Genomic DNA, 13,362 nt, shown 5'->3' on the forward strand with positions numbered 1-13,362 from the left:
AAAACGATTGTAGTAGTAGGACGAAGTGAAGTAGGTAGTATAGGTATGGACAGCAATTCAAATCAGCAGCGGTTAAAGAAACGCAGGCGTGGTAAATTATCCGGTATTGACGGATTAAAAGCGATAGCGATTATTGGGGTAACGTTATTTCATATGTTGCCGCAGGATGTACCGGGCGGGTACATGGGGGTGTCGCTCTTTTTTGTCATTACCGGTTATTTATTGGCCTTTTCGGACAGCAACAGGCTAAGACAGCATGCGTATAGTATTACACAATATTTGTGGCATCGTATTCGCCGCATTTATCCGCCGCTTCTCATTATGCTGTTGGTGACGGTAGGCGTGAATGGATTGTTATTGCCCAATAGTCTTAATGGCATTCGCCCCGAATTGATGTCGATTGTATTCGGCTATAATAACTTTTGGCAAATTGCACAAGATGCCGATTATTTTACGCGGCTCATTAATGTGTCGCCGTTTACCCACTTGTGGTTTATGGGCATCGAAATGCAATATTTCATCATTTGGCCGATACTATTCGGTATATTTATATGGCTGTGTCGGCGGCTAAGCTATCGGGTAGCCATGGCCGTGTTGGCGTTTGTTGCCTTAGGATCTTCTTTGTTGATGACCATTCAGTATCATCCGGGAGATGACGTAACGCGGCTGTATTACGGAACCGATACACGGATATATGCGCTGCTCTTCGGCGCGTTTTTGGGGATACGTCGTTCCATGCACACGCAGGGGGATGAGTGGTCGCGGGTTCGGCAAGCTATTAATTCTATTGTATTTTTGGCGTTGTTGGCCGGAGTGATTGCTTGCTATGCTTTGCTGGATGGCAAAAATCCCATCGTATATCAATACATGATGTTGGCGGCTACCTTTGGCTTTGGACTGCTCATACTGCTATGCGAATATGATCGTTTAGCAGTCGCCCGCTTCCTTAATTGGCCCGCGGTCGCTTGGCTGGGGAAACGAAGCTATGGTATTTTCCTCTGGCAGTATCCGGTACTCTACTTATTCCAACAGTGTAAGGTGGCAGAGTATGTAGGCAATCCCTTTGTGTATAACGGTTGTATCATCGCACTGATTATTGCCTTGACGGTATGGTCGGATTCCGTGGTAGGCAAACTTAGCCAAGGATTTACGCTTCGATCCTTTTGCAGTTGGCTGCGCGGGGTGTCTATGCGGCTCGTTACAGCCGTAGCCTGTGTGGTGATGTGCTTTGGGGTGGTGGCTGTGTTTAGTGCATCCGATGAAAAGGCGGCAGACATGAGTGAGTTACAAGCGCGATTACAAGCCAATGCAGAAGAGCAACAGGCAGAAAATGAAAAGGCGCGGCAATTTACGGCAGAGGAACAGTCTGAGGTAGAAGCGTCGTTAACCGGTGTGTCGGCTATCGGCGACTCGGTCATGCTCGGTGCTTCGCCGGCGATGCGCAAGGTGTTGCCCGGTGTCTATATTGATGCCAAGGTATCGCGCTATGTGGGGGCCGGTCTTGATATTGCCAGAGGATTGGCGGAGCAGAATCGTTTGGGCCATGTTGTTGTTATCGGTCTTGGCACAAATGGTCCGATTACGGGTTACTACGAACATGAAACGAAGGACTTAGTCAATTACTTGGGACCGGATCGGATGATTTTCTGGGTAAACGTGTACGGACCGAAGTTAGAATGGGAAAAGCCGAATAACGAATATTTGGAACAGCTGGCGAAGGAACGCGACAATATTGTGATTGTAAATTGGCATGACCTAGCGGCCAAGCATCCGGAATGGCTCAGCGAGGATGGTATTCATCCCAATGATGAAGGGATAAAAGAATATGCTAAGCTGTTACACGATACGATGGAAAAAACATTGGCCGAGAAAAAGTTAAACGCTGATTTGCAATAGGTGTGAGGCTAAAAAAAGAGTGAGCAGAAAGTAATAGGTAACCATAGAAAAGGCTGTACGAAATGTGAGTTCATTTCGTACAGCCTTTTTATTGTTTTTGATTGACTACATATGGCTCGCACCAAATGCGATAAGAAACAAAATAAATGCAGGCAACGCCAAAGCGAGGATGGTACGACCATAGCTTAAATGACTGCTTTCTTTAAGGAAGCGAATGGCCAGGTAGGAGAACCAAATGGAAATGGGGAAGAAGGCTATAGCAAGAATGCTAAGCCCTTGGATGATGCCGGAAAGCATAGAGGCTGTGAAGGCAGATGAAGAGACTAAGGTAATGATAAAGATAACAAAGGCGCTCACGCATAATAGAATAGGAATGATGAGGTTTAACAGATTGGATAGCAATAAAAAATGAAGGAATCCGGTACGCACATTGATCGACGTGCCATTGCTGCCCATGATGGAGAGAAGCTTCCAAAGAATAAAGGCGCATAGTCGCCATAGCCAATAGCTAAGGAAGATCATGATAGGGAGACCTATGGTATTTAAAAAGAGCATAAGCAATGAGAAACCGCCCATGTCAAGAGAGCGACCCGTGAACAATGTGGTCAATGTGGCAAGCAGATTGGGAATGAGTTGTATAACGTAGTTAAGGACATACAAGAACATATCATCACGGTCCGGTTCCGTTGAGGCAAGCGCGCGAATAGTTATAAAGGGATGCGTGACGAGTTGCCAAGCAGTTTTACAATAGTGTAATGAGTCTTGAAAAATATTAGCAGCGCTCATACTCTCTCTCCTTTGTGGATTCATTAACAGTTAGAATAGGATGATTACTTGTATTTTATCATAGATGGTAATGCAGCGTAATGGAAAAAGCTATGTACGGTTAGGTTGTCGAGGAGAAAGGGAAGATGGGAAAGGCTAGCCATGGTATGAGGCGACATGATTAGGTGGATTTTGTACAAGTTTAGTCGTTACCGTTTGATAGAAGTTATGTAAGAATAAAAGTATAGTAGGTCGTATCGGGTAGGATACGTGATGTACTGAATTTTATAGTTGTAAGGGTTTGATGAAAAGGTGCAATGAAGGCAAATGTGCCTCTCATTGCACCTTTTGCTATGTGCTAGGAGGTTTATTATGGCAAAGAAATGTGTATCATGCGGAACAGACTTACCTAACGATGCAGGATTTTGTACAGAGTGTGGTGCTCAACAGCCGGAGGTAAGACTGTGCAAACAGTGCGGTGCATTGCTTGAAAAGGATGCACTGTTTTGTGGCGAGTGCGGTGCGAAGTATGAAGATCCTAACAAACAGCAAACTGAGAGACCGGTAATCAAAGCAACACCTGTTATGGAATTGAAAGAAGAGAAAAAGTGGACCACCAGTCAGATGATAAGTATTGCTGTAGGTGTCCTCGTGGTTCTTTTTTTAGCAATCGCTATCTTTAATGGTGTCGGTGAGAATAAAGGTGCGGTTAAGAAAGCTGAAGAGGCACAGGCAATATCCGTAAAAGCAGAAACTATGATTGATGATTACATTAGGGACCAGGCAAAGGCAGAAAAAGAATACAAGGATAAAAAGATAGAGTTAACAGGCAAGGTATCCTCTAAAGGACAGTATAGGAATAGCCAAGATTACTATGTAACTGTCGGACGTCGCATGGCTGCCGGTAAATCATATTATGTATTATTAAGAATTCCTTCGAAGATGGCCGGTAAGCTTAATAAGTTGCACATCGGTGATTATGTGTCAGCAGAAGGCGTATGTCAAGGGATTGTAGAACAAGAAGATCCGACAGATGTATCAATACAAATTCCGGCACAGAAAATTAATGAAAATGACTAGGAGGTACGTAAAACATGGCTAAATTTTGTAAAAACTGTGGAGCTCCTTTAGATGAGGGAATAAAGTTTTGTAAGTCCTGTGGTACAGCAGTAGCCGCTAATAGTTCAAGCGGTAACGGCGTACAGCAGGTAGGTAGCACTGAGTCTAGTAGGCAGGAAGTCGCATCATATTCGATGGCGAATACTCATAAGCAAATGGGAGCGGAGCATTCTAAGAATAAACAGTTTGTTATTATCGGAATACTTATAGCCATCCTTGTCGCGGCAGCCGGTGGTGGTTATTACTATTATCATCAGCAACAGGTGAAGATTGAACAGATGCAAGCAGAGCAGGCGGCTGCCGAGGAAGCGAAGGCTAAGAAGGAAGCTGAGGAAAAGGCCGCCAAGGAACAAAACGATAAGCAACAAGCTCAAATTACGTCGGCGTATATCCAAAAGGCGTTAAGTCAGCTTGATGCGGGTGAACGTGATTTGAAGAGCTTGGCAGATATGATCAATTCGGGCGTTTACATGACATCTACATTACTAAATGAAGAAGCCAATGTGGTATCGCGCATTGAAGGTCGTCGAGCCGATTTAAAGAAGATGACAGCACCGGCAGATTCTTCAATTGTTAATGATGTGGAAGCGTTGTATTCGATTCAAACACAGCGAGCCAACTTCATGGCAAAAGGCATACAAGGTGATACATCGCAGTATGCAGTAGGTGGCAATTACTATGATCAGTACTATGCTAAATTAGATGCGTTTAAGAAGGCGCATAATGTACAATGAGTAGATTCTTCGGACGACAAAATTTGCACTATGGACTAATGCATCGGAAAACATATAGATATGTGCGTCATGTAGTGGGAAGCGCGCTGGTAATGAGTATTTTTTTATCCGGCTGTGCGATGGTACCGGCAGAGAATGAGGAACAACCGGCAAAGAATGTCAAAACAGTAGAAACGATAACGGCTCGAACTGCCTCTGGTAATGCCTCAAGTATTCCGGCATGGCATGAGGATGCGAAGAAGGCAATAGGTCAAATCCTTGGGGATGAAGTAAGTAAATATGGTATATACGCTTTTTATCCTACTGCGGACACAGTTCCTTTGATTATACAGTCGCGTCCCATGCGGTCGGCTAGTATGATTAAGGTTTTTATTATGGGAAAGGCCATGCAAGAGGTGGAACGAGGACGGTTGTCTCTTGATGAAATGATTACTTTGAAAGCGAACGATAAGGTAGGGGGAGCCGGCATAATTGCCGGTTGGGCTGACGGAACAGATATACCGGTAAGGGAGTTACTTAGGTTGATGATTACGGAAAGTGACAATACAGCAACCAATCTAATGATTGATCGTTTAGGTATGGAGGCCATTAATGAGTATATCCGTCAAGAAGGCTATGGTGAAACTAAACTGCAACGCAAAATGATGGATACAGCGGCGGCAGAAGCAGGACGCGAAAATATAACATCACCTGCGGACCTTGGACATTTCTTTACGCGTATGTGGAAAGGCGAAGGAATGACAGCGGGAACAAGGGAACAAATGCTGACTTGGCTATATGAACAGACGGATACGGAATGTTTGCCACAGGCATTTCCTCAAGGAAAGATTGCTCATAAAACGGGGGAGTTAGTAGGGCTCTATGATGATGGCGGAATTGTTGTTCGGGAAGGAACTCCTTTGGTGATATGCATTATGAATGATGATATTGATAGTCGAGGGGGGGCTATACGTGATATGCAAAAAATAGCTAGAGTCATTGGTGCAAATGGTTCATCAAAAAAATAAATGTAGTACCAACACTTTCGTTATATGGAAAATAGCCGTTCATAACGCCATCGCTCAACCGATTTCCCCTATGAGCTACAGACTCAGAGCGAACGCATAGCGAAACTATGATGGAAAGAACGGTGGAAAGTGCGATGGAAAGAACGATGGAAAGCATGATGGAAAGAATGAGAGAAAAAACGAATACGTATCCGAACTACAGACCGGGTGACGGTAAAGAGTAGCGTAAATAATTTTCCTTCAACCGAGCCACACACCGAGCGCATTCCTAAACAAAACAATACAAGACTATCTCTAAAGAAATTCTGTAAAGAAAGGTAAGACGGATAGCGTTGATCAACGAAAAGAAATGATTGTTAAGTAAAATTGCTTGACAGTCTTTCTTGTCTTTGCTAGAATAAAGTGTAAAGTTTTTTAGCTTGACAGTAAAGAGAAGTGAGGTGACCTTATGGAAGACAGAATTACAGTAAGCCTGTTACTCGATTTCTATGGGGCACTCTTGACGAAACGGCAACGTGAGTGCTTGGTGTTACATCATGAAGATGATATGTCACTCGGTGAAATCGCCGAGGAGCTGGGGATTTCACGGCAGGCTGTTCACGATAATATGCAGCGGGCGATGCAACTGTTGGAAGGGTATGAAGATACGCTTCACATGGTAGCACAGTATACAAGGCGGGAAGCAGTCATCGCTGAGTTTCGCAGTGAATTGGCAAAGCCGATTCTTTCGAAGGATCGCCTAAGCGCATTAGTAGCACAGATGGAGGGATAACATGGCTTTTGAAAGCTTAACGGATAAACTGCAGGAAGCCTTTAAATCCTTGAAGAGTAAAGGAAAAATTTCCGAAGATGATGTTAACCGGGCTCTTCGCCAGGTGCGTACAGCCTTGCTGGAAGCGGACGTTAACTTTAAGGTCGCTAAGGACTTTATCGCTCGCATCAAGGAGAAAGCACTGGGTGAAGAAGTATTCGGTTCGTTAAACCCGGTTCAAACGGTTGTAAAAATCGTTAATGATGAGTTGACTGAGTTATTGGGTGGTACGCAAAGTCGTATTATGATTGCCTCCAAGCCTCCGACAATTATTATGCTTGTCGGTTTGCAAGGGGCCGGTAAGACGACAACGGCCGGCAAGCTCGCCGTATATCTTCGCAAACAAGGTAAGCATCCTATGTTGGTAGCCGCCGACGTATATCGTCCGGCAGCTATTAAGCAATTACAGGTAGTGGGGGCACAAATCGATGTGCCGGTGTTTGCCAAGGAAGAGGCCGGTGCGAATCCGGTGGATATTGCGAAGGAAGCGATTGAAGCTAGCACGCATATGCTCAAGGATATTGTCATCATCGATACGGCCGGTCGCTTGGCCATTGACGAAGAGTTGATGAACGAGCTCGTTAATATTAAAGGCGCTGTACATCCGCATGAAATCTTGTTGGTTGTGGACTCCATGATTGGTCAGGATGCGGTGACGACAGCGGAAACCTTTAATGAAAAGCTGGGCCTGGATGGTGTCATCCTTACTAAGCTTGACGGGGATGCGCGCGGTGGTGCCGCACTTTCCATCAAGGCTGTGACGGGGACACCGATTAAGTTCACCGGTACTAGTGAAAAGATGGACGGTCTCGAAGTATTTTATCCGGACCGAATGGCATCGCGCATTCTTGATTTAGGTGACTTCAAGTCATTGCTCGAAAGTGTACAGGGTGCCATTGATGAGGAAGAGGCAAAGGAAATGGCCAAGAAGATGGCCAAGAATAACTTTACCTTAGATGATTTCCTCAGCCAAATGCAGCAGGTTCGTAAGCTTGGTCCGTTGCAAAACATTCTTGGCTTGTTGCCGGGGATGGGCAAGATTAAGGATCAGCTTAAGGATATAGATATGGATAGCAAGGAAATTCGCCGTATCGAAGCCATCATCAAATCCATGACGAAGGCGGAACGGACGAATCCGAATATCCTCAACGGTTCACGTCGCAAACGCATTGCCGAAGGTTCCGGTATGCGGGTGCAGGATGTAAATCGTTTGTTGAAACAATTCGAGGAAGCTCGAAAGATGATGAAGAAAATGCAGTCTATGCGCAAAGGTAAGCGCGGTATGTTACCGAAGCTGCCGTTTATGGGCTAGTCTATAGATGGAAATCCTGATAAGGAGGTGAAATAGTAATGTTAAAAATTCGTTTGACTCGTTTAGGTGCTAAAAAAGCTCCTTTCTATCGTATCGTTGTGGCTGACTCCCGCGCTCCGCGTGAAGGTCGTCCGGTTGATACCATCGGTCAGTACGACGCCACTAAAAATCCGGCTATCGTAAACATCGACGAAGAAAAAGCGTTGACTTGGTTGGGTAAAGGTGCACAGCCGACTGACACGGTTCGCTCCCTTTTCAAACAGCACGGTGTAATGCAGAAATTCGCTGAAGCTAAGAAGTAATTCGGAGAGAGGCATACTATGATGAAAGAATTAATTACATTAATTGCGAAGTCATTGGTTAAGCAGCCTGAAGCCGTTTCTGTTACCATGACCGTCAAGGGTAACGTGGAGGTCTATGAAATCCATGTAGCTCCTGAGGATATGGGCAAAGTGATAGGAAAACAGGGCCGAATTGCTAAGGCAATTCGCTCTGTTGCCAAAGCGGCGGCTATTAAAGAAAATAAGAAAATATCCGTGGATATTGTCTGAAGGGTGTGGAAAACATGGAAGAAATGACAGTACGCGTACCGGTGACGATTAAGTCTAAGGTAACGGAAAGTCTGAAGGCAAAGCTGATCGCCGATCTTCAGCAGCGTCTTGACATGGTTGAACAAGATTTACAGCAAATCGAGTTCCAAGCAAAACGCTTGTTAAGTGAGCAAGCCAAAATTGATGCACAGGGATTAATCCAGTTGCGTCAGCAGATTGAAGAAGAAAAGCAAAAGCGCATGAACTTCAAGGCAGAAGTAGCAGCTAAATTGAAGGATGCGCAGGCGCTTGAAATCGGATCCGAAATTGCACAGGGAACGATGGAGCAGACAGTGACCATTAAGGTTGGCGACAATCTTGATGCGTTGATGGGCTCTGAAATTTTGTTGGAAGACGGCAAAATTATTGCGTTCCGTCAGTAAGTGATGGAGACGAAAGAATTCATTACCATAGGCACTATTGTAGCCCCGCACGGTGTGCGGGGTGATCTTCGTATAGTGCCCCAAACCGATTTTCCCGATCGGTTTTTAACGATGGATGCCTGCTACATAGATGGTAAGGAATACCATATCGCATCTGCTCGTTTTCATAAACAATTTGTGTTGGCAACGTTTAAGGAAGTACCCGACCGCAATGCAGCCGAGCTGTTGGCACGCAAGGAAATCAAGGTGCCGCGCGAAGAATTAATGCCGTTACCGGAAGGGCGGTATTATATTTTCGAGATTGAAGGACTGCGCGTAGAAGATACGGACGGGAACTACCTCGGCGAAGTGAAAGAAGTACTTCAGCCGGGTGCCAACGATGTATATGTGGTGGCCAAGGAAGGGGTTCCGGATGTATTATTACCGGCGCTGAAGGACGTTGTTCTTTCTATTGATTTGGAAAAGCAGCTGATGATAGTCGATCCGCCCGAATGGATATAAGCCATGAAGATAGATATTATCTCATTATTTCCGGAGTTTTTCTCCGCTTTTTTTGATCACTCCATTATCAAGCGGGCTATTGCGGCCAATCGCCTGACTATGTCCGTTACAAATCCTCGTGATTTTGCTCACAATAAGCATAATCAGGTAGATGACACGATGTATGGCGGTGGTGCCGGTATGCTTATGATGGCACCGCCTATTTTTGAAGCTGTCGAGTCGGTGACGCAGGAAGAAGAGGTACGGACGCAGGAAGAAAATGTACGGCGTCGCGTGATTTTCTTGGGGCCGGCGGGGGTACCGTTTACTCAGGAAAAGGCGCGCGAGTTGGCCACCTATGATCAACTTATCCTGGTATGCGGTCACTACGAAGGCGTGGATTATCGCGTAGAAGAGCACTTGGTGGATGAAACGATTTCCATCGGTGATTATGTGTTGACCGGCGGCGAATTGCCGGCTATGGTAGTAGCCGATGCGGTGGCGCGTATGATACCCGGTGTGTTGGGCGCGGCTTCCGGAGCGGTGGAAGATTCGTTCTATCGTCCGATTTTAGAAGGGCCGCAGTATACGAAACCACAGGTGTATCGAGACTGGGAGGTACCGGAGGTACTTCGCAGCGGTCATCATAAACATATTGCCGATTGGCGTTTGCAAGAAGCAGTGAAGCGAACCATTGCCTGTCGACCGGATTTGTTGGCCCGTGCTATGTCGATGGAGGAGCTGGCAGCGTTACAAGCGGTTCTTGGCGATAAGGAAAAAGCGGAACGCTTGGTTCGGCTATTGCGCGAGAATGCGAAAACGGCAGAGAGGCTGCAGCTCGGCGAAGAGGCAGTACGCCTGATGTTGTCGCCTGCGGATGGCAGTGATGAGGAAGGCATAAAAAAAGGTTGAGGCTGTGTGGAGCATGGTTATCCATGTAGCCTCAACTTGTTTTTGACAGAAACAGGGGTAAGGATATGGCAAATTTATATATTGGGTTAGTGCATTATCCTATTTATAACAAGCACTATGAGGTTATCACTACGGCCATTACAAATTATGATATACATGACATTGCCCGTGCGGCGACAACCTATGAAGTAAAAAAATATTTTGTAGTTCACAATATTCCGGCGCAGCGCGAATTGGCTAAGACGATTATGTCTCATTGGCAGACGGGATTTGGCAGCACCTATAATCCGGATCGAAAGGATGCCTTTGCCGGGGTGGAATTAGTATCGTCCATTCGCAGTGCCGTGGAACAGGTGGAAACAGCAGAAGGGGTAAAGCCACTTATCGTGACTACCGACGCACGGACCTATGAGAATACGGTAAGTTATGCATGGATGCGGGAAACGCTTGAAAAAGGCGACCGCCCTGTGTTAGTATTATTTGGTACCGGTTATGGTATGACGAAAGAAACCATGCAGGAGTTTGATTATATTTTAGAGCCTATTTACGGTCCCGGCGAATACAATCATTTGTCGGTACGCAGTGCGGTATCCATTATTTTGGATCGGTTGCGCGGCGAGGCTTGGTGGGCTAAGAAGTAGGAGGTAACGTATGTCCGGACATTCAAAATGGGCAAACATTAAGCACAAAAAGGGCAAAACCGATGCGCTGAAAGCAAAGATTACGACGAAAATCAGCCGTGAAATTACGGTAGCAGCTCGTATGGGCGGTGGTGACCCGGTAGGTAATATGCGTCTTAAATTAGCATTGCAGAAGGCGCGTGAAAATAATATTCCTAAGGACAATATCCAGCGTGCTATCGCCAAAGGTGTAGGCGCAACGGATATGGATAGCTATGAAGAAATTACCTATGAAGGATATGGCCCCGGCGGTGCGGCGCTTACGGTTGAATGTTTGACGGATAATCGCAATCGTACGGCAGCGGATGTGCGTCACGCATTTTCCAAAAACGGCGGTAACATGGGTGAAACCGGTTGTGTTGCTTGGATGTTCCAGCGCAAAGGTGTATTCGTTATCGATGCGGAAGGTCATGACGAAGAAGAGTTGACTCTCTTGGCATTGGAAGCCGGCGCGGAAGATTTGAAAACAGAAGAAGACTCCTTTGTCATTTATACAGCTCCGGAAGATTACGATGCCGTTGAAAGTGCATTGGCCGAAGCAAATATTGAAACGGAAGTAAGCAAGATTACTATGGTACCTGACAGCAATGTGTCGCTTGAAGGCGAAGCGGCCGAAAAGATGCAGCGCTTGTTGGATGCTTTGGATGAGCTTGATGATGTGCAGGATGTATATCACAATGCAGAGCTTCCGGAAGAAGAGGAATAACATACAAAAAGCGGTGATGCTGATGGGCATCACCGCTTTTTTATTATTATTTTTTGGGGGAAGAGTCATCCTTCGCTGCATCAAACGCAGTGAGTGATGACGTGTGCAGTAATTTTCCGATACTGACATTGTTGCTACTAGAATTGTGAGAGAACAAGGCTTTGTAGCCACCTAAGATAAAACGCAATAATACCATTTGGATTTTATAATAGTCGTCACCATCGGCCCAACATAATTTTTGATTTACAGCGAAGCTGCCGTTGACGATGTACCAAAAAAGAATGTGCGCCTTCTCTTCGTCTAAATCACTGCTGTTGACGATGACCTCGGTAATGGCATCGCGTTGCGATTTATAAATTGCTTCAATGATGTACGGCGAGAGCAATGGCTCCTTGAGCAACGAGTGATACTTATCGATGTGAATGAGTCGATGACACGGTGGTAACACTTCGATGTGATCCCTTAATAGATTGACGTCATTTTTCTCGATAATCGATTCTAAGTTTTGAAGACTCTCCGTTAATGGAATGGTGTTACTGCTGAGTATATTAATGATGTCCTGTAAAATGTCATCGACCAATTTAAAAATATCACAATAGTGATAATAAAATGTGGTTCGCGTGATGTGCGCTTCCGAGCAGATGTTGGTTACCCGTATCTTAGAAAAAGACATGGTGGACAGTAATTTCAAAAATGTATCCTTTATTGTTTCGCGGGTCAGTGCCGACTGTAATAAACGACGATCTTCTTTTTCTGTATCCATGAACAGACTCCCCTTTAAAACTACTACTACTTTATCCATTATGTCATAGTGTAGACTTAAAAAGTACGGACAAAATTCTAAAAATGTAAGACAATATGATATTTTGTATATGAAAAAATGCTAATACTATAGTAGTCTGATAGAAGAGAGAGTTTGTCTTTTTGTATTGGGCGTAGTAAATTTTTAGTATTTATAAAAAATTTCATTAAGTATTCAGTTAAGATGGTGTACAATAGAAGCGAATAATAAAATTAACCGGTATAGGGGTAGCGTAAGAAGGGCCGGTAAGGCCAGTGAATTACTTGTGGTACTGGTGACAAGGGGTGTAGTTTTGTGGTAAAATCAAACGTAGCAATTATAGGAAGGGGGCGTGAATTTGTTAGAGAGTATCGGTCGCTTTGTTATTCATAGTTTGGAACAATGTGGCGAAGCGGTCATTTTGATTGGGCAAACATTTCGTCAGTTGCGTCACGTGAATTGGTGGCACGTCATCAGACAAATGGCTCATCTTGGTGTAGACTCCCTGCCTATCATTGGGTTGACGTTGTTATTTGCCGGTGCGGTAATGACGTTGCAAATTACGGACATATTGATTCGGTATGGTGCGCAAGGTACCGTCGGTGGTATCATGGCCATTGCTATGGGACGTGAACTGGGACCTGTCTTGGTCGGCGTTGTCTTGGCCGGACGCGTCGGTGCAGCCATTACGGCGGAGCTGGGAACGATGCGCGTCACGGAACAGATTGATGCGTTAAAAGTTATGGCGGTGAATCCTATCGGTTATCTGGTAGTTCCCCGCGTTATTGCATGTATGATCATGGTTCCTATCTTGGCGTTTTACGGTGTTATCATTGGCATCGGCGGCGGCTATTTCGTAGCTACCATGGTGAAGGGACTGGCCGGTATGACGTATACCGACTCTATTCAAATCTTTGCGGTTATGAGTGACCTCACCTATGGCCTTATTAAAGCCAGCGTGTTCGGTGCGGTAATTGCTTTGGTAGGTTCTTATAAAGGGATGTATACCAAGATGGGAGCTGCCGCTGTCGGCAATGCGACAACAAGCTCGGTAGTGACCAGCATTATATTAGTGTTTGTATTAAATTATTTCTTATCCTTATTATTGTATTAATATATAAGCGTTTACATACGCTTTTATATACGTATTCTAGCTAAACTTTCATGTAAGAATTTTATGTACTAA

15 protein-coding genes and 1 pseudogene are annotated in these 13,362 nt (G+C 45.1%); 14 read left to right on the plus strand and 2 right to left on the minus strand.

What is annotated here, in order from left to right:
• The first annotated feature begins 45 nt into the window (after positions 1 to 45).
• Positions 46 to 1,896, plus strand: a complete 1,851-nt coding sequence (locus G344_RS10610) for an acyltransferase family protein (RefSeq protein WP_051245730.1) — start codon at positions 46 to 48, stop codon at positions 1,894 to 1,896.
• A gap of 105 nt (positions 1,897 to 2,001) precedes the next feature.
• On the opposite strand, the gene G344_RS0103715 is transcribed toward G344_RS10610, so the two are convergent.
• Positions 2,002 to 2,682, minus strand: coding sequence for a hypothetical protein (locus G344_RS0103715; RefSeq protein WP_028255022.1), 681 nt, complete (start codon positions 2,680 to 2,682; stop codon positions 2,002 to 2,004).
• Between the two features lie 351 nt (positions 2,683 to 3,033).
• Between G344_RS0103715 and G344_RS0103720 the strand changes: the two genes are divergently transcribed.
• From G344_RS0103720 to G344_RS0103775, 12 genes and pseudogenes are all read left to right on the plus strand, one after another.
• Positions 3,034 to 3,741 carry a zinc ribbon domain-containing protein gene (locus G344_RS0103720; RefSeq protein WP_028255023.1) on the plus strand — a complete coding sequence of 236 codons (708 nt, stop codon included), beginning with the start codon at positions 3,034 to 3,036 and terminating at the stop codon, positions 3,739 to 3,741.
• Positions 3,742 to 3,755: 14 nt separating this feature from the next.
• Positions 3,756 to 4,514 carry a zinc-ribbon domain-containing protein gene (locus G344_RS0103725; protein ID WP_028255024.1) on the plus strand — a complete coding sequence of 253 codons (759 nt, stop codon included), beginning with the start codon at positions 3,756 to 3,758 and terminating at the stop codon, positions 4,512 to 4,514.
• A 92-nt stretch (positions 4,515 to 4,606) separates the two neighbouring features.
• On the plus strand, positions 4,607 to 5,521 hold the full coding sequence (locus G344_RS10615) for a serine hydrolase (protein WP_051245732.1): 915 nt from the start codon (positions 4,607 to 4,609) through the stop codon (positions 5,519 to 5,521).
• Positions 5,522 to 5,969: 448 nt separating this feature from the next.
• Positions 5,970 to 6,293 carry a YlxM family DNA-binding protein gene (gene ylxM / locus G344_RS0103735; protein WP_028255025.1) on the plus strand — a complete coding sequence of 108 codons (324 nt, stop codon included), beginning with the start codon at positions 5,970 to 5,972 and terminating at the stop codon, positions 6,291 to 6,293.
• 1 nt (position 6,294) lies between these two features.
• Entirely contained in the window at positions 6,295 to 7,644 is a 1,350-nt protein-coding gene (gene ffh, locus G344_RS0103740) for a signal recognition particle protein (RefSeq protein ID WP_028255026.1), read from the plus strand.
• 38 nt (positions 7,645 to 7,682) lie between these two features.
• Complete coding sequence (gene rpsP, locus G344_RS0103745; protein WP_028255027.1) at positions 7,683 to 7,946, plus strand: 30S ribosomal protein S16; 264 nt, start codon at positions 7,683 to 7,685, stop codon at positions 7,944 to 7,946.
• Between the two features lie 21 nt (positions 7,947 to 7,967).
• Entirely contained in the window at positions 7,968 to 8,195 is a 228-nt protein-coding gene (locus tag G344_RS0103750) for a KH domain-containing protein (protein WP_028255028.1), read from the plus strand.
• 14 nt (positions 8,196 to 8,209) lie between these two features.
• A complete protein-coding gene (locus G344_RS0103755) occupies positions 8,210 to 8,617 on the plus strand; it encodes a YlqD family protein (protein ID WP_028255029.1) in 408 nt (135 codons plus the stop codon).
• Between the two features lie 3 nt (positions 8,618 to 8,620).
• A complete protein-coding gene (gene rimM, locus G344_RS0103760) occupies positions 8,621 to 9,118 on the plus strand; it encodes a ribosome maturation factor RimM (RefSeq protein WP_028255030.1) in 498 nt (165 codons plus the stop codon).
• 3 nt (positions 9,119 to 9,121) lie between these two features.
• Positions 9,122 to 9,820 (plus strand): annotated as a pseudogene (gene trmD, locus G344_RS10620) (tRNA (guanosine(37)-N1)-methyltransferase TrmD); the annotation flags it as partial.
• Positions 9,821 to 10,074: 254 nt separating this feature from the next.
• Positions 10,075 to 10,650 (plus strand): RNA methyltransferase, encoded by a 576-nt coding sequence (locus G344_RS0103770; protein ID WP_028255031.1) that lies wholly within the window; start codon positions 10,075 to 10,077, stop codon positions 10,648 to 10,650.
• Between the two features lie 10 nt (positions 10,651 to 10,660).
• Positions 10,661 to 11,395, plus strand: a complete 735-nt coding sequence (locus tag G344_RS0103775; RefSeq protein WP_028255032.1) for a YebC/PmpR family DNA-binding transcriptional regulator — start codon at positions 10,661 to 10,663, stop codon at positions 11,393 to 11,395.
• 46 nt (positions 11,396 to 11,441) lie between these two features.
• Here G344_RS0103775 and G344_RS10625 read toward each other — a convergent pair whose 3' ends face one another.
• Complete coding sequence (locus tag G344_RS10625; protein ID WP_051245734.1) at positions 11,442 to 12,158, minus strand: TetR/AcrR family transcriptional regulator; 717 nt, start codon at positions 12,156 to 12,158, stop codon at positions 11,442 to 11,444.
• A 370-nt stretch (positions 12,159 to 12,528) separates the two neighbouring features.
• Between G344_RS10625 and G344_RS0103785 the strand changes: the two genes are divergently transcribed.
• Positions 12,529 to 13,290 carry an MlaE family ABC transporter permease gene (locus tag G344_RS0103785; protein ID WP_028255033.1) on the plus strand — a complete coding sequence of 254 codons (762 nt, stop codon included), beginning with the start codon at positions 12,529 to 12,531 and terminating at the stop codon, positions 13,288 to 13,290.
• The last annotated feature ends 72 nt before the right edge of the window (positions 13,291 to 13,362 follow it).

Source organism: Veillonella magna DSM 19857, assembly GCF_000428745.1.
Lineage (GTDB): Bacteria > Bacillota > Negativicutes > Veillonellales > Veillonellaceae > Veillonella_A > Veillonella_A magna.